This is a genomic window from Caulobacter sp. 602-1 (assembly GCF_003931565.1).
Lineage (GTDB): Bacteria > Pseudomonadota > Alphaproteobacteria > Caulobacterales > Caulobacteraceae > Caulobacter.
Genome location: NZ_RRYI01000003.1, coordinates 231,947 through 251,614, shown reverse-complemented (window position 1 = coordinate 251,614; position 19,668 = coordinate 231,947). Strand labels below are relative to the sequence as shown.

The window sequence follows — 19,668 nt, the reverse complement described above, 5'->3', positions numbered from 1 at the left end:
GGTGGTCTCTTCGATCGATCTTTCCGGCGGCGAGCAGGTTCCTCTGGCCCAGGCCCTGCACGGGCCCGACCGGGTGGCGCGCACGCTGCTGATGCGGGGCGGCGCGCCGATCCCGCCGCGTCCGATGCTGTGGCCCTGCGCCGGCGACATGCTGAATGGCCTGCACGCGCTGGGCGATCTCGTCTCGCCCGACATCGACCTGCTGGTCGCCAAGCGCGTCGTGGCCGGCGGCACCGGCGCCCACCTGAAGCTGGACGGCCAGCTGATCTACGCGGAGGGCGCGTACCCCTACTACATCAAGCACTGGTACGATCACGACATCACGCGGCCGGCCTGGGATTTCGACGCGCCGGCGCGGATCAGCCTGGATCGGGCCTTCGTGATCACCCACTTCAACTTCGTCTGGGGTCACTGGCTGACCGAGATGTATCCGAAGCTGTTCGTGATCCGGGCCCTGAACGCTGCCGGGATCACCGCGCCGTTGGTGTTGCCGCGCACCGCGCCGGGCTATGTCTTCAAGATCATCCGGATGATGCTGCCGGCGCAGGAGATCGTTACCTACGATCACCGCGACGAGGCGGTCGAGATCGGCGCCGCCCTTCTGCCGCACATGCTGCATCACAACTACAGCTTCCACGACTTCCTGCGCTGGAACCTGGAGCGCGAGGCGCTGGCCTGGCCGCGCGGGGCCGGCGAGGACATGATCTTCGTCAGCCGGGGCGGGGTACGCACCAGCCAGTCGTTCCGCGAGTTGGCCAACGAGGACGAGATCGAGGGCATCGCTCAGGATCTCGGCCTCATTCTGCTTCGCCCCGAGACCAAGAGTTGGGCCGAGCAGGCGCGGATCTTCTCACGGGCGCGGCTGGTGGCGGGGGAGTTCGGCTCGGGCCTGCATAATGCGCTCCTGTCGCCCGAAGGTTGCCAGGTGGTGTCGATGAACTGGCTGGTCGAGGTGCAGTCGCGGATCGCCAACTTCCGCCGCCACGATGTGGGCTACATCCTGCCCGCCGATGGCGAGGCGCGCCTCTACACGATCGCGCCGCAGGAGAACCAGCCGTTCACAATCGACCCCGACGAGTTCCGCCGCAAGTTGAGCACCGCGGTCGAGCGGGCCGAGACCCGCAAGGCCATGGCTGGCTGGGACGACGGCCCGCCGCCCGGCGAGCCGGAGTTCCTGCTGTGAAGGCGCTGATCCTCGCCGCCTTGCTGGCCGCCGCGCCCGCCATGGCGGCCGAGCGCGTGTCGTTGCTCAAGGCCTGCGAGACGCCGAAGGGGATCGAATTCCAAGGCGGCGGCTACGGCGGCATCTCGGGCGTCGACTACGACCCGCGCGCCGGGCTCTGGGCCTTCATCAGCGACGACAAGTCCGAGCACGGGCCGTCGCACTTTTTCCTCGGCAAGCTGGACGTGCGGCCGGGCAAGGCCTGTGGCCCGGAGCTGACGGCGATGGTTCCGTTGCGCCGCGAGGACGGCGAGACCTTCCCCGACCGCAAGGCCGGGACGGAGGCGGCGGACGGCGAGGCGATCCGCTTCGACCCGCTGAACGGGGAGCTCGTCTGGTCGACCGAAGGCGACTTCGACCACGGCTATCCGCCGGCCATCCGTCGCATGAAGGCCGATGGGACCCCGGTCGCGCGCCACGTCGTCCCCGACGCCCTGACCTTCCACGACGGCGGCGAGACCGGCGCGCGCAAGAACGCCACGACAGAGGGAATCAGCTGGTCCGTGGGCGGACGGTCGTTGTGGGTGTCGATGGAGGGGCCTCTGGTCCAGGATGGCCCGATCCCGTCTGTCGCCGGGGGAGGGCTGACGCGGCTGAGCCGTTTGGACCGGTCCGGCAGGCTCGTCGCCCAGTACGCTTATCGCATCGACCCGGTGCAGGTCGCCTCGCCGGTCGGTGTCGGCGACAACGGGGTCAGCGAAATCCTGACTCTGGACGATCATCGCCTGCTGGTGCTGGAGCGCTCGGGGATCAAGCATGCCGACGGCCGCTACAGCTACCATGTCCGCCTCTACCTCGCCGATGTGAGCAAGGCGCTGGACGTTTCCAGGGTCGATAGCCTGCTGGAGACGTCGGTCCGGCCGGTGGAGAAGCGGCTGTTGCTGAACTTCGACACGCTTGGGATCCGGATCGACAATCTGGAGGCCATGGCGTGGGGGCCGCGCCAGGCGGACGGGGCTCGGACCCTCGTCCTGGCCTCGGACGACAACTACGACGCCAGGCAGATCAACCAGATCCTGGTGCTGCGGTTCACGCCGTAGGCGGGGCGGCCTGTCGACCGCCCCGATCACTTACGCCGTCGCGTCTTCCTTCGGGAAGTCGGTCGACACCGCCACCGCGCGCCAGTCCTTCAGCACGGCCAGATGCGCGGCCGCCACGGCCTCGGTCGCCGCCGCCGTGTCGCTGCCCAGCGGCAGGCGAACCGGCGGGTTCGGGACGTCGACAAAGTCGATCAGCACGTCGGCCAAGCGTTGAGGGTCGCCGGGCTGATTGTGGCTGATCTGGGCCGCGTGGGTCCGCACCGCGCCGGCCGTCGCGTGATAGTCGGCGATGGCGGCCGGGCTGACGCTCAGCGAGGTCGCGTCCAGGAAATCGGTGCGGAAATAGCCCGGCTCGACGGCCGTGGCGAAGATTCCCAGCGGCGCCAGTTCGGCGGCCAGCGCCTCGGTCAGGCCCTCGACGGCGAACTTTGTCGAGCAGTAGACGCCAAAACCGGCCGCCGAGCGTAGGCCGCCCACCGACGACAGGTTCAGGATCCGACCCGAACGTTGACGGCGCATGTGCGGCAAGACGGCGCGGGTCACGGCCAGCAGGCCGAAGACGTTCGTGCGGTACAGGGCTTCGATCTCGGCGCCAGTGGCCTCCTCCACCGCGCCCAGCAGGCCGTAGCCGGCGTTGTTGACCAGCACGTCGATGCGGCCGAACCGCTGGACCGCGGCCTTCGCGGCGGCGTGTCCTTGGGTCTCGTCGGTGACGTCGAGGGGGACGGCCAGCAGATTGGGGGGCTCGCCGAGGCGGTCGGTGACGGTCTTGGGGTTGCGCGCGGTGGCGACGACGGCGTCGCCGGCGGCCAGGGCCTTTTCCGCGATCAGGGCGCCGAAGCCGCGCGAAGCGCCGGTGATGAACCAGGTACGCATGTTCGTTTCCTTCGTTAGGCCGGGGCGGTGGAGCCGCGGCGACGGAGGACTGTCTAGACCTCGGCCTTCGATGAGATAATCATCGCAGTTGTCGTCGACATAGTGAGTTGTAATCATCAATGCGGCCCGTCGTTCCCGCCGATCTGGTCAGCTTTCTGGCCATCGCCCGCCACAAGAGTTTTCGCCGCGCGGCCGACGAGCTGGGCTGCACGCCGTCCGCCCTGAGCCACGCCTTGCGCGGCGTCGAGGAGCGGCTGGACCTGCGCCTGGTCAATCGCACCACGCGCAGCGTCGCCCTGACCGAGGCCGGGGAGCGGCTGTTCGCCCGGGTGTCGCCGGCCTTCCGCGACATCGACGACGCCCTGGACGACCTTAACAACTTTCGGGGACGGCCGATGGGCGCGCTGCGCTTCAACGCCTCGCGCGGCGCGGCCCAGCTGGTGCTGTTGCCGGCCGTGGCCCGTTTCATGGCCCTGCATCCAGGGGTGAAGGTCGAGATCGTCGCCGACGGGGCGCTGGTCGACATGGTGGCGGAAGGCTGCGACGCCGGCGTGCGCTTCGGCGAGACCATAGCTCAGGACATGGTCGCCGTGCCGATCGGCGGCCGCCAGCGCACCGCCATCGTCGCCACGCCGGCCTTCTTCGAAGTTCATCCCAAGCCGACGGCGCCCGAACAGCTGAAGGCGCTGCCCTGCATCCGCTTCCGGTTCGCCAGCGGGCGACTCTACGCGTGGGAGTTCGAACGGGACGGCGTCGAGCTGAACATCGAGGTCGATGGTCCCCTGACCCTCAACGATCAGGAGCTGAGCATTCAGGCCGCCCTCGACGGACTGGGCGTGACCTTCGCCTTCGAGGACCAGGTCGCCGACCTGATCGCCCAGGGACGTCTGGTGCGCGTGCTGGAGGACTGGTGCCCCTATTACAGCGGCTTCTATCTCTACTATCCGAGCCGACGCCGGGCGCCCGCGCCGTTGCGGGCCTTCATCGACTTCCTGAAGGAGGAGGGGGCCTAGTTTTCGGAGTGGAACTTGCCGACGGCCTGGCGCAAGGCGCCGATATTGATCGGCTTGGCCAGCACCTCGACGCTCTCGAAGCCCTTGCGGGGCAGGTCGCCATAGCCGGTCGCGAACACGAAGGGCACGCCCTGCTCGCGCAGCGCCTCGGCGACGGGAAAGACCATCTCGCCGCCGATATTGACGTCCAGCACCGCGCCGTCGGGTCGCGGCTGGTCGCTGCCTAGAAAGGCCAGGGCGTCGTGCACCGCGCCGAACGAGCCGGCGATTTCGTAGCCCATGTCGCCGAGCATGTCCTCGACCATCATGGCCACCAGGGCCTCGTCCTCGACGATCATCACCCTGGAGGATTTCATGCGGCCAGGCTCAGCCGTTCCGACAAGGGGGCGCGAAGCGTGTAGACGAAGCCTGACGGAGCGAAGTCCATGGTGGCCGCGCCGCCCAGATCGCGGGCCAGGCCGCGTTGGATCATCTGCGAGCCGAAGCCGCGGCGTTCGGGTAGGGCGGCTACGGGCGGACCGTCGACCTCGCGCCAGGTCAGGGTGAGCATCGGCGGCGCGGCGGCCTCGTCGACCGACCACCGGATCACCACCCGACCCGCGGACGTCGAAAGAGCGCCATACTTTGCCGCGTTCACGGCCAGCTCGTGCAGGGTCATGTGGACCGAGACCGAGGTCTCGGCGCTGAACGTGATGGCCGGGCCGACGATGTCGAAGCGCTCGGCCCGGTCGACCGTGAACGGGGCCAGGGCCTTGTCCAGGATCTCATGCATTCCGGCGCGGCCCCAGGCGCGGCGGGTCAGCAGCTCGTGGGCCTGGGACAGCGCCAGGAGGCGGTCCTCGAACACCTCGGCGAAGGCTTCGGGCGAGGGGGTGGCGCGGAGGGTCTGACGGGAGATCGACTGAACGATGGCCAGGGTGTTCTTCACCCGGTGATCCAGTTCCTGCAGCAGGAACGTGCCATGGTGACGGGCGTCGACCAGGCTGTCATGCAGCCGGCCGCTTTCCAGGGCCGAGGCGGTGGCGCGGGCGATGACCTGCAGCTTCTGCACGGTCTCTGGTGAAGGCGTATGCGATTCAGCCCAGTAGGCGCCGATCGCGGCCACGGGGTCTTCCATGCGCACCGGCGTCATCACCAGGCTTTTGACGAAGGTCGGGCGGTAGGCGTCGTGGGGGATGCGATCGTCCAGATAGATGTCGGAGATCACCACCGTCTGGCGGTTCAGCATCGCCCAGCCGGAGATGCACGCGGTCAGGGGAAAGCGCTTGCCCTTCCAAAGCGGGCCGATCGCGTCCTCGTCGAAATACCAGCACTGTTCGTTGTCACGCAGGACGAAGGCCACGCCGTCCGCCCCAGAGATGCGTCGGGCCGCCTTGCGAACGACGTCCGCCACCTCGGCGAGCGTACGCGTCGCCGACAGCGCTTCGATGGTTTCGATGAGCGTCATCAGGCCCGTATCGGGCGCCGCAACCTCGTCTCGGAGCGCTAAATCCAGCATGTCTCGAGCGTTGCACGTTGATTATGGTTGAAACCCTAACACGCAGACGGCGCCGGACAAGCTGAGCCGCTAGTCCGCGATGCGGGCGATCGCACCCGTGGACGGGACGCGCTCTCATTCGACGGCCTTGGGACCGAGGGCGAACGCGACGAGGCCTTTGGAGAAAGGCGGCGGGGCAAGGCGTCAGCGGGGATTGGCGCTTTCTAGGCGCGGAGAAGGGGGCCCGGGGCGATCGGTTTCATTCCACGTGTCGCGCGTCAAACGGTCGCGGCGAACCGCGACCGACCCGTGGAGGCGACGCTCAACGTCGAGCGCCCGAGACGTGTCGCCGCGACGGGCGTCGATCTCTGTCAGGATGCGGCTGTCCAGCGCATCTCGCGATAGACGCCGTCGTCCGCGATCGTCTCGAAGCCCAGGCGATCATAGAGCGCCGCGGCCCGCGCGTTGTCGCACGCCACCTGCAGTGCGAGCGCCGCTCCGGTCGCGCGCGCCTCGTCCATCAGCGCGGTGATCAAGATCGAGCCCAGGCCCTTGCTTCGCCACGCCGGCGCCAGAGCGATATCAACGAGACGCATTTGGCCATTCGTCCGATTGCTGATCATGCGCCCGATGGGCGCGCCGTCCACCTCGATGATCTCGCGGCGCGCCCCGGGATACTGGGCGGCGTAGCTGGCGCTCTGAGCCAGGAACTGCTGGCGCATCAGCATGTCCAGCACCGGAGCGGGCAGGTTGAGCGGCGCAAAGTGCTGGGCGCGGGCGGCGATGAAGAGGTTCAGCAGCAGCGCCTGATCGGACGCTGCTTCGGCGCGACGGACGGGCGGCGCCGCTTTACCTTCGAGGTTTTCAGACGTCATAGTTGAGTCTCAAAGACGTAGAACCTGTAGCGAGCACCCATTCGATGTCAGACGCCTTCGTCGCTCTCACCGCCGACTCCTTCTCACCGCACGTCGGCGCGCTTTTCCAATTGGGCGACACCGAGCTGTCGCTGACTCTGGTCGAGGTTGATGTCCAGGACGCGCCGGCCGGCGAGCGCGCGCCCTTCACTCTGGTCTTCCGAGGTCCCAAGTCACCCTGGGCGCCGGAAAACATGTGGATGCTGAAGGGGCCGGACGGGACGACGCACGAACTCTATATCGCGCCAATCCACACCCCGGACCCCAGCTGCCAGGACTATCAGGCCGTGTTCAACTGAGCCGTCTTCAGACCAGATCGTCCGCGCGCCGGCCTGGGAGGAGCGCGGATGCCATCGCTGTCGAGATCAGTTGCGTGACGGGAAGATGCCGTTGAGCGCGATACAGACGGTCAGCGCCAGGAAGGGCTGGCGGTTCTCATGCGGTTGCGAGCCGCCTTGGGAGCCCAGCGAGCGGGGGTCCATGGGCGTCAGGCTCGCGGTGTTGGCGCTGTAGGGCAGGAAGGGCGGGGTCGAGCCGGAGCTGGCCTTGCCCGCGGCGTTGCCGAGGATCGTATTGTTCGTCGGCAGAGAGACGTTGCTCGTCCCGGCGACGCTGGTGTTGGCGTTCAGGACGTGGAAATGCTGCGGCATCTCGGTGCTGATCAGCGTGTGCGTGAACTCGCCGAGCACCGCGCCTAAAGGCAGGCTATCGCTCGTATGGAGGGGGGTGCGGGCGCGCAGGTCGGGAAGGGCGAAGTTGTTGACGCCGTTGCCCCCGTACGTCGTGCCCAGAAGCGAAAATAGCGCCTGGTTCTGCTGGATGGACAGCAGCTGACCGTTGCACAGCGCCCAGTTCTTGGGTGCGAAGTTGAAACTCATGATGCGAATTTCGCCCATGTAGTAATCGCTCATGGCGATACGCTCCGAAGTTTGAAGGCGGCTAGTTGCGCGCCGGGAAGACGCCACGCAGCGCGATGCAGTAGTTCAGCACCAGCGAAGGCATCATGTTGTTGTGGGGCTGGCTTCCGCCGGCGGCGCCGATCGATTGCGGCGGCATCTGCACATTGGGCGCGCCGGTGCTGTAGATCAGGCCCTGGCTGTTAGACTGGAAGTTGCCTGAAAAGGCGCGCGCCAACTGGTTGTTGGTCGGCGTCAGCGTCGTGCCATTGGCGCTGGAGACCGACAGGCCGTGCGTGTGCAGCGGCATCTCACTCTGCAACAGGGTCACGCTTTCCGACCCGCCGGTCTGGCCAAGGTCATAGACGCTGAGCCCCGGGCCCGGCTGGTTGCGGCCGGTATGGAGCGCCGCCAAGCCCATCAGGTTCGGCAGGGCGAAGTTGCTGGTGCCGTTGCCGCCATAGGTCGTGCCCAGCAACGAGAAGAGCGCGGTGTTCTGCTGGATCGGCAAGAGCTGACCGTTGCAGAGCGCCCAGTTTGCCGGCGCGAAATTGAAGGCGAAGATGCGGATTTCCGCGACGAACTGATCGGACATGAAGATTTCCTCGAGCTGGCGCGGTCAGTTCTGCGACGGATAGATGCCGTACAGCGAGATGATGAAGTTCACCGCCAGGTACGGCTGCATGTTCTCGTGCGGTTGAGAGCCGCCGCTGGAAAGCGTGCTGGCGCCCGAGGTGACCACCTGGTTTCCGCCGTAGGTCCCATAGGGATAGAGGGTGCTCCCGCCGGGGCCGCCCGTCGCGAGCATCGTGCTGGCCGTGGGCGCCCCCGTATCGCCCGTGGCCGTGGTGGCCGCGACCGGGTGCGTGTGCTGCGGGATCTGGCTGGTCGTCAGGGTGACGGTTTCCACGCCGCCCTGCTGGCCGATGACGTAGGTTTCGCCTTGCGACGCGCCCCAGTGGGTCACGACCCGTCCGCGCAGGTCGGGAATGCCGAAGGTGTTCTGGCCGTCGCCGCCGTACGTCGTGCCGATCAGGTTGTAGAGCGTGTCGTTCTCGGCGATCGACATCAGCTGCCCATCGCAGAACGCCCAGCCGACCGGAGGAAAGTTGCCTCCGAACATGCGGATTTCGCCAATATAAGGCTGACTCAAGACGGACCTCCCCAAATTCCAGCGAACGCTGATTTTTCGCCAGGATAGGGGTTGCGCGCAGATAGTACAGGGAAAAGAGATCGCCCTATGGACGCATTTTCGCTTGCCGCGGCGGCTATGAGGGGGCGGCGACTTCCGGAGCGGCGAGTCCGCCATGCAGGGCCCGCTTGAGGCGGTCTCGATCCAGAGCGCCTTCCCATCGCGCGACGACCAGGGTCGCCACGCCGTTGCCGACAAGGTTGGTCAGGGCCCGGCACTCGCTCATGAAGCGGTCGACGCCCACCAGCACGGCCAGGGCCGCGATCGGGATGTCGGGCACGACCGCCAGGGTCGCGGCCAGGGTGATGAAGCCCGCGCCCGTGACGCCGCTGGCGCCTTTCGAGGTGAGCATGGCCACGCCCAGCAGGGCCAGCTCCTGCCCCAGACTGATGGGGGTGTTGGTCGCCTGGGCCAGGAACAGGGTGGCCAGGGTCATGTAGATGTTGGTGCCGTCCAGATTGAAGCTGTAGCCCGTCGGGATCACCAGGCCGACCACCGAGCGGCGGGCGCCGGCGTTCTCCAGCTTCATCATCATCTGCGGCAGCACCGACTCCGACGAACTGGTGCCCAACACGATCAGCAGCTCCTCGCGGATATAGGCCAGGAACCGCAGGATGGAGAAGCCGCAGGCCCAGGCGATCAGGCCCAGCACCACCAGCACGAACAGCAGCGAGGTGATGTAGAAGGTCGCCACCAGCGCCCCCAGCTGGACCAGGGCGCCGATACCGTACTTGCCGATCGTGAAGCCCATGGCCCCGAACGCGCCCAGCGGCGCCAGGCGCACCACCACCTGGATGACGCCGAAGAATAGCTTGGCGGCGTCCTCCAGCACGTTGGCCACCTTGTCGCCGAAGTCGCCCAGCCGCGTGCAGGCGAAACCCGTCAGGATGGCGATCAGCAGCACCTGCAGCAGATTGCCCTCGGAGAAAGCCCCGAAGAAGGTGTCGGGGATCAGGTGCAGCAGGTAGGCGACCAGACCCTCGCCATGCTTGGCCTTTTCCAGGTAGCCGGCGGCGATCGACGGATCGAGCGTCTTGGGATCGATGTTGAAGCCGGCGCCCGGCTTCAGGGTGCGCCCGACCAGCAGACCCAGCGCCAGGGCCAGGGTCGAGACGACCTCGAAATAGAGCAGGGCTTTGAGGCCCACCCGGCCAAACGCCTTGATGTCCCCCATCCGGGCGATGCCGCCCGCCACGGTGCAGAAGATCACCGGCGCGATGACCAGCTTGATCAGCTTGATGAAGCCGTCGCCCAGAGGCTTGACCGCCACGCCGATCTTCGGCCACAGCGCGCCGACCAATATGCCCAGGGCGATGGCGATCAGGACCTGGACATAGATCGATTTCAGATGCCGCAACGCGTTCGTCCCCCGGAGAGCTTCGCTCAAGCCATTTGCCGGGGTTCGCACGCCCGCCATCTTGCGCTATTGACCCTGCGCCTCGCACGCGGAGGCCCAGTAGCTCAGCAGGATAGAGCAGCGCTTTCCTAAAGCGAAGGTCGGGGGTTCGAGTCCCTCCTGGGCCGCCAGCGGTGTATCGTTGCAACTTAACGCCGCCCCAATTGCAACTTAACACTGACGATAGTGCGAGGCAGTCGCCGGTGCGGTCGTCTCCGCCGCGAAGCGGGCGGCGAAATCTGACTCTTCTGAGAAGTTCGGAATGGCCGCTGGCAAGTGGGCTGAAACGTAAATTTTTTGCGCTCGGCGCGTTGGGTTCGACTCAAGAGAGACGTTCGGAAGACCTTGCGGCTGGTGTTCCTCGCCGACCGGTTCGATCCCCAAGCCGGTCAAACAGGGCGCAGTAGTCCTGATGGTCATCGTGCTCGACCGGAATCAACTGGAAGCGCCCGGAGTCGCGAATCCGCATGAAATTGCCCGGGATCGCCCGGAACCCGTCGAGGTGGAAGACCGATCAGGGCTGCGCCGACATAGAGCAGGATCACGCCCGACCAGCCCAACCCCTCGGCCAGGGCGCCGGCGCGCCGGGCGAGCGCGACAAACACGCCGCCGCAGACCCATGCCCCGATGGCCGTCCAATAGACGATCGTGATCTCGCGCGAGAAGCGCACCGGTGGCGCCAGTTGCGGGATGCGCTCCATAAGAATGTCGATGGGGTAGGGGTTTTCCGCCGACGTTGGGGCCTGGGAAGAAGATCTGCTCACGGAACCCTCGCGGTCACGGGCGACAACAATTTCGGCACCCCCGCTCGAACTGCGCCCTTGGCGTTAATGTCAGATTGAAACTCTCAATAGTTGCGCTAAACTCAGCGGGCGAACTGCCTGGTGCCCGGATCCGGCTCGTCCTGACGAGGGCCGCGTGGCGTCCCCGAACCGGTCGGCTCGCGCCAAGCGCGGGGGCGCAATCATGCTGGCTATCTACCGCCGTGGCGGTGCTTTAGGATTTCTGGCGAGTTTGATGATCGGCGGCCTGGCCCGGGCGCAGGAACCGCCGCGGTCGACGACGCCCACCATCACGCCGGCGCAGGTCGAAGCCCAGATCAAGCTGCTTCAGGCCCAGGCCGAATTGGGTCGAGCGACGGCCGCCGAGGTGAAAGCCGCGCCGCTGGACCAGATCGTCCCAAAGCTGAGAACCGCCGAGTCAGAGGGTCTGGCCAACGCCTGGCTGCCGCGTCGCCGGATCACGGACGCGAGCGCCGAAACTTCGACTTCCGTCAGCGAAGCCGATCGCCAGCAAGCGCTGCACATGCTGCAGGGACAGGCCGATCGGCAAGACGAGTTGGCAAGAGACCTTCGCCGAGCCGTCATCCGGGCACGCGGGTCGGCCGAAGAGTTGGTTGGCCGCATCCAGGCCATCAAGCCGAGCACGGCGGTCGGGATCATGATCTCCGCGCCTGTCGATCCCGCGTCGGGCAAGGTGGGCGGAGAAGTCGCATCACCCATCTCGCTGTTCGTCTACGGCGTGGGGGCGGCGGCCACAGCCGATTTTCCCTCTGTCGCCGCGGTCGTTATGCGGCACGATAATGTCGACTGGGTCGGCTGTACGGGTACGCTCATATCCGCCCGGGTGGTCCTGACGGCGGGCCATTGCCAGGACGTCGGGGACCCCGTCAGCGTCTTTTTCCAAGGGGTGGGCAGCCGCGACATCGTCCAAATCGTCCGCCATGAAGACTACGCTCTGGTCGGCGCCATCCAGGAGCCTGTCAACGACATCGCGCTCCTGATCCTGTCCGAACCCGTCGTGCAAATCCGCCCCGCCGTCCTGGCGGCCTCACCGACCGAGATAGGCGCCCTGGGCCGTATCGTCGGCTTTGGATCGCGCAGCGTGCTGGCGAGCAACGGCGCGGCTGATGGGTCCAACGGCATCGTAAGGGAAAGCGGCCTGAAGCTGTTTGGGCAGATCGAGACGACCGGATGTACGGCGACCCATCAGCCCAATCGGGTGTGCTGGCAGTTCAAAGGTGGCCGCAACGCCTCCACCTGTACCGGCGATTCCGGCGGCCCCTTGTTCGTGCAGCAGGGCGGGGAGGTCGTCCTGTCGGGCGTGACCTCCTTTGGTCTTGGTGGGACCTGGGAAAATCCATGCCCGCCGTCGGTGTCCCCGGTCGATACCGACGTGGCTCCTTATGTTCCCTGGATCCAGGCCAAGCTTGCCCTGCTGGACGCCAGTCCCGGTGCGCCGGTCGCTGACGCGCTCGCCGCCGCTGATAATCCCGATCTGCGCTATGTGCTGCGCAAGAAATACCAGCGGGTCTCCTCGGCGACCAAGCCGAGCGCCTACGCCTTTTCGGTCGCCGCGCCGCGCGATCTTCGCCTGACGATCAACGGCACCGACCTGGGCGCGACAGGGCGACTGGTCGTGCGCGATCCCAAGGGGGCGGTGGCTTGCGACACCATGATCGCGCCGATGCTGCTAACCTGCAGCCTGCCGGCGGCCGCGCCGGGCGATTGGGTCGCCGAACTGACGGCCAGGGCCGGCCAGGAAATGCAGGTCGCCGCCGTGGCCTTCTAGCTTTGCTTTAGTCCCGCCGCAGCGTCGGTTCCATGCAAGACAAACCAAAGGAGGGGGTCATGAACGTGAAGTCCTGTCTGGTCCTGATCGCGGGCGCGCTGAGCCTTGGGGCCTGCGCCAGCATGCCGGACGCAAAGGTCAGCTACTACCTGCCCAAGGCCGAGACCCGTGTGCAGGTGTTGCAGACCATCGCCTGCAACGAAAAGAAGGACCTGGTGATCGGCCATGATGTCTCGCAAGTCACCGAATTCAAGGCCGACACCGATCGTGCGCGCGGCTCGGTCCGCCTGAAGGATGTCGACGGGACGTTCTCGACCGGCGAGTTCACGTTCGTCTTCACCGAGGACAATCGGCTCAAGAGCGTCAACGCCAGCTCGACCGGCAAGGGCGAGGACATAGTCAAGGCTGCCATGACCCTGGCCAGCAGCGCCGCCCTGGTGCTGGGCGGCCCGCCATCGCCGACACCGACGCCGTGCGAGTACATCGCCCTCCTGGCCAAGGATAAGCCGATCACCCTGAAGTACTTCGCCTCGACCAGCTACGGGGCAGGCGCGGATGAAAAGCTTGAGGCGAACCCCTTCGCTCCCACCGGCCTCCCGGCCCTGACGGCCTCGCAGGACTTCATGCCGGAGGGGGGCAGCGAGCCGGCAGCGACCTTCCTGAAGGACCGACTCCCCGTCTTGAAGCTGCGGCTGAAGGACCAAACCGAGGTCCCCGCCGCGGCGCTGTATGAGCCGACCGACGACAAATTCGCCTCGCTCACCATGACCCGGCAACAACGGCTGCTCCTGGAGGTGGTGGACGTCAGGGACAGCGCCAATCCGGTCGTGATCTGGACGCAGGCCGTCACCGTGCCCAATCCCATCCGGCGCTATGACCTTCGCGTGCCGCAGGCCAAGACGTTCGGCAAACAGACTTTCGCGATGGTGCAAAGCGACTCCGGCGCCCTGACGACCTTGACCTACACCAAGGAACCTGGGGCCGCCGGCGCGGCCAATGCGCTGAACGCCGGTCTGGAGCCCTTCAAGCCGGAAACCGATACAGCGAGAGCCGCGGCGCTCAAGGCTGAAGCCGATGTCATCCTGCAGCAGCAAAGGCTGATCAACTGCAAGGCCAAGCCCGCCGAATGTAAGTGACGAGCGCCGCGGAAGTTACTTCCGCGATGCGCCGGTTGCTTCAAAGCGATCGAGTTGACGCTGCCGTACTGAGTGACGCGATGTACTGGTCAAGGCCGCTTCGTTCGGCACTTGTCCGTCTGAATGAGCACGACGAATCACTCAGCTGGGTCCACAGAATCGCATCTTTCGTTGAACTGTCTCGAGTGGTGTTGATCGTCCAGTTTCTGGAGGCGCACCAATGTCAGCATATGGCGCGTGCATGCCGCCTAAGTCTCAGGGCGCCAGGATGATCTTGCCGAAGCCGCCGCCACGCTCCAGCCGCCGATGCGCCTCGGCCACCTGATCCAGCGGCAGAACCGTATCGATCACCGGCCTCAGTTCGCCTTTCGCCAGGCGCGGCAGCGCACCAGCGGCGAAGCGGGCGACCATGGCGCGCTTCTCGTCGAGGGTGCGCGACTTCATCACTGTGCCGATCAGGCGCAGGTGGTTATGCAGCAAGAGGTCCAGCGGGATCGCGGGGTCGGCGTCGCCGCTGAGGATCCCGACCTGCACCAGCCGGCCACCCGGCGCCAGGCTGCGCAGGTTGCGCGCCAGGTACTCGCCGCCGATGAAGTCAATCACCGCGTCCGCGCCCGCTCCGCCCGTCAGGCGCAGGGTCTCGGCCTCGAAGTCGGCGGCGCGGTAGTTGATCACCGCGGTCGCGCCCAGGCCGAGCACATCCAAAGCCCGCTCGGCCGACGCCGTCGCGTAGACGCTCGCGCCCAGCGCCCAGGCGATCTGCACCGCGGCTGAACCAATGCCGCCGGCCGCGGCGTGGACCAGCACGTGCTGTCCTGGGCGGACTTCGGCCAGATGGGCTACCGCCTCCCAGGCGGTGACGAAGGCCTCCCGGCCGCCTGGACTAGCGGAAGTCCGCTCGGAACCTTGACGGCCATGCCGTGATCGACCCGGGCGAACTCCGCATAGGCGCCGCCGCCGACGATCGCCATCACCGGGTCTCCCACGCTGAATCCCGTGACCTCGGCCCCAACCTCGATGACTTCGCCGGCGAGCTCCAGGCCCAGCAGGGGGCTCTCGCCGAAGCTCTGGTCACCGTAGAAGCCGGTGCGCTGCATCAGGTCGGCGCGATTGACGCCGGCGGCGGCGACGCGGACCAGAAGGTCCGTGGCCCGCGGCTCCGGAGCGGGCGCCTCGACCAGCCGGAGGACATCCGGCGGGCCGAAGCGGTCGTAGGCGATGGCTCTCACGACATGGCCTCGTCGGCGCGAGCCAGAGCGCGGCGAGCGATGCTCTCGGCGAACATCGGGGTTTCGCGACGATTATGGTCGCCACCGGCGGCTTGGCGCGCGGCGGCGGCGTGGTCGTAGTCCAGGCCATGCTCGGCCAGGAAGTCCATGAACACGTCGGTGGGGTGGGCGGTGACGCGATTGGTGTAGCGGGTGCGCTTGTCGTCGATGGCTTCGGCGATCAGCTCCCAGATGACATTGACCTGGGTGCGGCCGTTGGCGGTGAAGACGTCCGAGATCGAGTTCATCCGGCAATAGGTCGGGCCGGCTTCGTCGGCCACGTAGTGCTGGACCACCAGGCCCGAGCCGATCTGTTCGACATTGATCGACATGCGCCGGCCGTCGTCGGTGGTGGTCACGCCCGCTGCGACGTGATCGGGCGCGCAGCAGCGCAGGTATTCGGCCTCGGGCAGGGTGAACAGCCAGTCGGCGATGTCGATCTTTTCGATCGGAACGTTGATCTCGTGGCTATAGGCCGATTGCGAAAGGATGCGATCGAGGACAGTGACCATGACGGTTGCTCCTGGTTGTTGGTTCGGCGGGCGGAAGCGCCGCGTCCGATGAGCCAGACCATGCGACCAGGGGCGGCGCGTGATAACGCAGCCATTGCCCGCAACCGTTTTGCCCCTGGAGCAAAGATGAAGGATCCAAGGTTCGCCGAGTTCGTGGCCGTCTTTGTCGATGTCGTGCGCGCCGGCAGCTTTTCCGGTGCGGCGCGGCGTCGGGGGGTGACGCCTTCGGCGATCGTCCGGCAGATCGACGCCCTGGAGCACGGCTTGGGCGTCCGGGTGCTGGTTCGCTCGACCCGGGCTCTGGCGATGACCGACGCAGGCCAGAGGCTGTTCGAGCGGGGGCAGCGGCTGATCGACGATCTTGTCGACGTGCACGCCGAGATCGCCGCCTTTGACGGCGCGGTCGCTGGCGTACTGCGGGTCGCCTGCTTTCCCACCTTCGGCAAGCGCTACGTTCTGCCGGCGGCTGGCGCCCTCATGCGCCAGCACCCTGGCCTATCGGTTGAGCTGGACCTGACCGAGCGCCTGGCCGACCCAGTGCTGGATCGCCTGGACGCGGTCATCCGCATCGGACAGCTGACCGACAGCGGCCTGATCGCCACCAAGCTCGCCGATCAAGCGAGACTACTGGTCGCCAGTCCGGACTATCTGGCCCGATATGGCGCGCCCGGCTCTGTCGAGGACCTGCGCGGCCATCGGGTGCTCGACAAGTTGCATGGGGCCGATCTCTTGGGCTGGACGGACCTTCTGGGCGGCGCGGCTGGTCAGTCTAACGGCGGTCAGGTCGTGTTCCGATCCGACGACTTCGAGGCGCTGCGGCTTGCCGCCCGGGAAGGCGTCGGCATGGCCTTGCTGCCCAGCTGGGTGACGGGGCCGGATGTCCGAGAGGGCAAGCTCGTTCGACTTCAGTTGCACGGCGAGCCTTGGAATGCGCGGCCGAGCGGCATCTACCTGCTCAGGGCGCTGCCTGAGCCCTCCGCTAAGTTGCGAGCTTTCACCGTCGCTCTGCGCGCCGCCATAGGGTCTCCGCCCGTCTGGACGCCGTAGCGCTCCGGCAGCGTCAGGATGTTCGCCAATTCGAACTGGCTGAGGGTCGCCTTTCTGGAGGTACGCCAATGTCTGGTATTGGCGCAATCCGGCCGGCGCCGGGCCGCGGGGGACAGGGCGTTCGCGCAGCGCGCCCACGTAATCTCCCATGGGACGGCTGGCGTTAGAACCTTAAGGTCAAGGCTCGTCCACTGTACAAGACTGTACGATCGGTCGACAGCGGCCTGAGCGCGCTTGCTCCGGCGGCGCCGATCACCACGATCTTGAGCTTTCGCTGCTTGACCATGCCGACGAACGCGCCGCGCTGAGGTCCCACCGTCAAGGTCCGCGTCGCATCGTTCCAGTTGAGGTCGTAACGCGCCGATTGGCCTTGCTCGTAGGTGTAGGTTTCGTTGTCGTCTTCGTAGAGCGTGAACTTGCCGTCCGCGCCGGGATAGACGCGGACCTCGTAGGGCGCGTCGGGGCGCTCGGTCGCGTATTGCACGACTGGCCCCATCGGGATGATCGCGCCGGCCCGGACATAGAGCGGCACGACGTCGAGCGGCGCCTGGCGCGCGATCGTCTGGCCGCCGCGGTAGCGCTGGTCGCTCCAGAAGTCGTACCAGTCCGCGCCCTTGGGCAGATAGGTTCGCATCGTCAGGTCGCGAGGCGCGCTCATCACTGCGGCGTCCCGCTTCAGTTCGCTGGGCGTGCGCCAGACGAAACGGAACACGCGGCCGCCCTCGGGATGGGAGAACTCCAGCCGGACCGACAGCTTTTCGCCCTTCTTCAGCGTGCGCCGCACCAGACGCGTGCGGGTCGCCGCGCGGGTCCACTCGTCGATCGCCGTCTCACCGCCCAGGGCCAGGCGCATCCCGTCGTTGCCCGTCAGCCCGATCTCGTACTCGCCGTCTTCCGGCGCGATCAGCTCACCCTCCCATCGCGCGGAGAAGTGGCTGAGCGAGGTCAGGCCTGGCGGAAGCTCCGCGAGGGGCGGGTCGGGCCAAGTGTGGTCGATCTTCGCATCGACCGCCTGGCCGCGCGGCGTCTCGAAGTTCTCGCCCGCGAAATACCGCACCGCCAGGCCCGACTGGCCGTCGGCCGTGCGCAAATGCTGCGCTGGCACCGTCGTGGGGACGGATGGGAGGATATTGTACATGGCCCGCGTGACGGGGTGGACCAGCAGCGAGGGGCCAAACATGAAGCTGTCGTTTATATCGAACGTCGCGGGATCCCGCGGAAAGTCCATCGGCAGGGCGCGCATCAAGGTGTATCGATCGGTCGTGACCTTGGCGCTGAGGCTGTAGGTGTAGGGCAGCAGCCGGTAGCGCAGATGGGTGGCGTCCAGCAGCGCCTTGTAGACCGGCGGATCTAGCGTCTTGAACAGATAGGGCTCCCGCTCCACGCTGGTCCCGTGGACCCGCATGATCGGGTTGAAGGCCGCGTATTGGAACCAGCGCGCGTAGAGTTCGCGCCAAGCGGGGTTCTTCTCGCCGCCGGGAAAATCGGTGACGAAGAAGCCGCCGGTATCCTGGGTCCAGTAGGGATTGCCAGTGATCGTGACGTTGACGCCGCCCGCCACCTGCTGGGCGAAGGTCTTCCAGCTCGCATAGATGTCGCCCGACCATGAGGCCGCGGCCGTGCGCTGCGCGCCGGCCCAGGCCGACCGGGTGAGCGTGAAGACGCGCTTGTCGCTGGTCGCCCGCTGGCCCTTGTAGGTCCCTTCGGTCGTCAGCAGGGAATAGGGGTTCAGGTAGCGGGTGAAGTCTCCCATGGCGTTGACGCCCAGGGCCTTGGTGTCGCGGACATTGTCGACCGGGTTCCACATCGCCGAACTGACCTCGACCTCGGTCCCGTCCATCCATAGGGCATCCACGCCCTTGTCGAGCAGGCCCGACTTGATGTGCTTGAAATAGATTTCCCGGCCCAGCGGGCTGTAGGCGTCGTAGACGCGCGCCTGCTTGGAGATCCAGTGCGGCGGCTTGAACCGCAGACCGTGCTGGTCGAGTTCTCGGCCCAGCGCCGTGTCATTGCCGACCGAAGGCCAGATCGACACCATCAGCTTGAGGTGAAGGTCGTGGATCGAGCGCGTCATGCCCACTGGATCGGGAAAACGCTCGGGATCCCAGGTCATGCCTGACCACGTCCCATCCTTGTCCGACCCCCAATACTGCCAATCCTGGACGATGTAATCGAGCGGGAACTGGTCCTTGCGAAAGGTGCGCGCGACCTCGAGCAGCTGTTCCTGAGTCTTGTAGCGCTCCTTGCTCATGAACAGGCCGAACGCCTGCTTGGGATACATCGGGGCGTCGCCCGTCAGCCACCGATAGGCGCCGACCACGCCGTCCATCGTGTCGCCGGCCATGAAATAGTAGTCGACGCCGCCCGGCGCGCTTTCCGCCCAGAGGCGTGCGCCTTGCGCATCGTCCTTGAAGCGCATCTGCGAATAGGTGTCCCACAGGACGCCGTAGCGCTCGGTCGAGACCATCACCGGGATGATGATGCCGACATTGGTCTGCACCAGCAACAGGTCCTTGCCCCGGCGGTTGACCTCGTCGTCGCCGGTGAAGCCGAAACCGTAGACGCCTTCGCCAGCCTTGAGCGTGAAGCGGTTCTCGACCTCGTAGGTCGGCGCGTCGCTGATGGTGCGCTTGTCGATCGACTGAGGGGCGTCTGCCTTCTCGCGCGTAAGCAGTCGGCCCGAGGCGTCGTGATAGGTCAGGGCGCCGGTGCGCTTGTCGATGACGACGCGCAACTTCTGGCCGACCAATTCCACCGCGTTCGGCGCCTCGCGCACCGTGAAGGCCACAGTCTCGGGCTGGCGGATCACCACGAGGCTCGGCGCGGTCCAATAGGTTTGGCCCAGATTGGCGTTCACCCGAACGACCGTCGGCGAATAGAAAAGCACCGACTTGGTGACGCCGTTCAGCTGGAATTGCACGCCGTTGCGCAGTCGCTGGAGACGGAACGCGGCGCCGGTCGCGGGCGCCAAGGCCGGCAATTGACCCAGCACGTCCAGACCGGTGGGGGGCGGGGCCTGCCTGGCCAGCGCGGGGGTGGCCGCGACCATGGCGACCATTGCCGCCGCAATCATCCAACGTGTCTTCATGCCACACCTGCCCCGCGGTC

At 66.6% G+C, this 19,668-nt stretch carries 20 protein-coding genes and 1 tRNA gene; 8 read left to right on the top strand and 13 right to left on the bottom strand.

Annotated features, from left to right (window positions below):
- Window position 1: 1 nt before the first annotated feature.
- Window positions 2-1,183, top strand: coding sequence for a DUF563 domain-containing protein (locus EIK80_RS10150; RefSeq protein ID WP_125156867.1), 1,182 nt, complete (start codon window positions 2-4; stop codon window positions 1,181-1,183).
- Window positions 1,180-2,262 carry an esterase-like activity of phytase family protein gene (locus EIK80_RS10145; RefSeq protein ID WP_233586543.1) on the top strand — a complete coding sequence of 361 codons (1,083 nt, stop codon included), beginning with the start codon at window positions 1,180-1,182 and terminating at the stop codon, window positions 2,260-2,262. Before EIK80_RS10150 ends, EIK80_RS10145 begins: the two co-directional genes overlap by 4 nt.
- A gap of 30 nt (window positions 2,263-2,292) precedes the next feature.
- Here EIK80_RS10145 and EIK80_RS10140 read toward each other — a convergent pair whose 3' ends face one another.
- Window positions 2,293-3,138, bottom strand: coding sequence for an oxidoreductase (locus EIK80_RS10140; RefSeq protein ID WP_125156866.1), 846 nt, complete (start codon window positions 3,136-3,138; stop codon window positions 2,293-2,295).
- A gap of 119 nt (window positions 3,139-3,257) precedes the next feature.
- Between EIK80_RS10140 and EIK80_RS10135 the strand changes: the two genes are divergently transcribed.
- Window positions 3,258-4,151 (top strand): LysR family transcriptional regulator, encoded by an 894-nt coding sequence (locus EIK80_RS10135; protein ID WP_125156865.1) that lies wholly within the window; start codon window positions 3,258-3,260, stop codon window positions 4,149-4,151.
- Here the strand turns inward: EIK80_RS10135 and EIK80_RS10130 are convergent.
- The 3 genes from EIK80_RS10130 to EIK80_RS10120 all read right to left on the bottom strand — a co-directional run bounded on the left by EIK80_RS10130 (window position 4,148) and on the right by EIK80_RS10120 (window position 6,503).
- A complete protein-coding gene (locus tag EIK80_RS10130; RefSeq protein ID WP_125156864.1) occupies window positions 4,148-4,507 on the bottom strand; it encodes a response regulator in 360 nt (119 codons plus the stop codon). The genes EIK80_RS10135 and EIK80_RS10130 overlap by 4 nt on opposite strands.
- Window positions 4,504-5,598 carry a sensor histidine kinase gene (locus EIK80_RS10125; RefSeq protein ID WP_233586542.1) on the bottom strand — a complete coding sequence of 365 codons (1,095 nt, stop codon included), beginning with the start codon at window positions 5,596-5,598 and terminating at the stop codon, window positions 4,504-4,506. The genes EIK80_RS10130 and EIK80_RS10125 overlap by 4 nt, the downstream gene beginning before the upstream one ends.
- A 401-nt stretch (window positions 5,599-5,999) precedes the next feature.
- Window positions 6,000-6,503, bottom strand: coding sequence for a GNAT family N-acetyltransferase (locus tag EIK80_RS10120; protein WP_125156862.1), 504 nt, complete (start codon window positions 6,501-6,503; stop codon window positions 6,000-6,002).
- A gap of 44 nt (window positions 6,504-6,547) precedes the next feature.
- Between EIK80_RS10120 and EIK80_RS10115 the strand changes: the two genes are divergently transcribed.
- Window positions 6,548-6,841: a hypothetical protein gene (locus EIK80_RS10115; RefSeq protein ID WP_125156861.1), complete on the top strand. Its 294-nt coding sequence runs from the start codon at window positions 6,548-6,550 to the stop codon at window positions 6,839-6,841.
- 66 nt (window positions 6,842-6,907) lie between these two features.
- Here EIK80_RS10115 and EIK80_RS10110 read toward each other — a convergent pair whose 3' ends face one another.
- The 4 genes from EIK80_RS10110 to EIK80_RS10095 all read right to left on the bottom strand — a co-directional run bounded on the left by EIK80_RS10110 (window position 6,908) and on the right by EIK80_RS10095 (window position 9,978).
- A complete protein-coding gene (locus EIK80_RS10110) occupies window positions 6,908-7,453 on the bottom strand; it encodes a phage tail protein (protein WP_125156860.1) in 546 nt (181 codons plus the stop codon).
- 28 nt (window positions 7,454-7,481) lie between these two features.
- Window positions 7,482-8,033, bottom strand: coding sequence for a phage tail protein (locus EIK80_RS10105; RefSeq protein ID WP_125156859.1), 552 nt, complete (start codon window positions 8,031-8,033; stop codon window positions 7,482-7,484).
- Between the two features lie 24 nt (window positions 8,034-8,057).
- A complete protein-coding gene (locus EIK80_RS10100; protein ID WP_233586540.1) occupies window positions 8,058-8,561 on the bottom strand; it encodes a phage tail protein in 504 nt (167 codons plus the stop codon).
- 145 nt (window positions 8,562-8,706) lie between these two features.
- Window positions 8,707-9,978 (bottom strand): dicarboxylate/amino acid:cation symporter, encoded by a 1,272-nt coding sequence (locus EIK80_RS10095; protein ID WP_199743461.1) that lies wholly within the window; start codon window positions 9,976-9,978, stop codon window positions 8,707-8,709.
- Window positions 9,979-10,080: 102 nt separating this feature from the next.
- Here EIK80_RS10095 and EIK80_RS10090 point away from each other — a divergent pair.
- A tRNA-Arg gene (locus EIK80_RS10090) sits at window positions 10,081-10,157 on the top strand.
- Window positions 10,158-10,442: 285 nt separating this feature from the next.
- Here the strand turns inward: EIK80_RS10090 and EIK80_RS10085 are convergent.
- Window positions 10,443-10,790, bottom strand: a complete 348-nt coding sequence (locus EIK80_RS10085) for a hypothetical protein (protein WP_125156856.1) — start codon at window positions 10,788-10,790, stop codon at window positions 10,443-10,445.
- A gap of 202 nt (window positions 10,791-10,992) precedes the next feature.
- On the opposite strand from EIK80_RS10085, the gene EIK80_RS10080 reads away from it, so the two are divergent.
- Window positions 10,993-12,597, top strand: a complete 1,605-nt coding sequence (locus EIK80_RS10080) for a trypsin-like serine protease (protein ID WP_125156855.1) — start codon at window positions 10,993-10,995, stop codon at window positions 12,595-12,597.
- A 59-nt stretch (window positions 12,598-12,656) separates the two neighbouring features.
- Window positions 12,657-13,733: a hypothetical protein gene (locus tag EIK80_RS10075; protein ID WP_125156854.1), complete on the top strand. Its 1,077-nt coding sequence runs from the start codon at window positions 12,657-12,659 to the stop codon at window positions 13,731-13,733.
- A gap of 255 nt (window positions 13,734-13,988) precedes the next feature.
- Here the strand turns inward: EIK80_RS10075 and EIK80_RS26375 are convergent, their stop codons facing one another.
- From EIK80_RS26375 to EIK80_RS10065, 3 genes are read right to left on the bottom strand one after another with little or no spacing between them, the layout of a single operon-like run.
- Window positions 13,989-14,540 (bottom strand): zinc-binding dehydrogenase, encoded by a 552-nt coding sequence (locus EIK80_RS26375; RefSeq protein WP_199743440.1) that lies wholly within the window; start codon window positions 14,538-14,540, stop codon window positions 13,989-13,991.
- 32 nt (window positions 14,541-14,572) lie between these two features.
- On the bottom strand, window positions 14,573-14,962 hold the full coding sequence (locus EIK80_RS26370) for an alcohol dehydrogenase catalytic domain-containing protein (protein WP_199743439.1): 390 nt from the start codon (window positions 14,960-14,962) through the stop codon (window positions 14,573-14,575).
- Complete coding sequence (locus tag EIK80_RS10065; RefSeq protein ID WP_125156853.1) at window positions 14,959-15,513, bottom strand: hypothetical protein; 555 nt, start codon at window positions 15,511-15,513, stop codon at window positions 14,959-14,961. The genes EIK80_RS26370 and EIK80_RS10065 overlap by 4 nt, the downstream gene beginning before the upstream one ends.
- 126 nt (window positions 15,514-15,639) lie before the next feature.
- Here EIK80_RS10065 and EIK80_RS10060 point away from each other — a divergent pair, with 126 nt between their 5' ends.
- Window positions 15,640-16,560 carry a LysR family transcriptional regulator gene (locus tag EIK80_RS10060; RefSeq protein WP_125156852.1) on the top strand — a complete coding sequence of 307 codons (921 nt, stop codon included), beginning with the start codon at window positions 15,640-15,642 and terminating at the stop codon, window positions 16,558-16,560.
- 163 nt (window positions 16,561-16,723) lie between these two features.
- Here EIK80_RS10060 and EIK80_RS10055 read toward each other — a convergent pair whose 3' ends face one another.
- Entirely contained in the window at window positions 16,724-19,633 is a 2,910-nt protein-coding gene (locus EIK80_RS10055; protein WP_370450213.1) for a TIM-barrel domain-containing protein, read from the bottom strand.
- Between the last annotated feature and the right edge of the window lie 35 nt (window positions 19,634-19,668).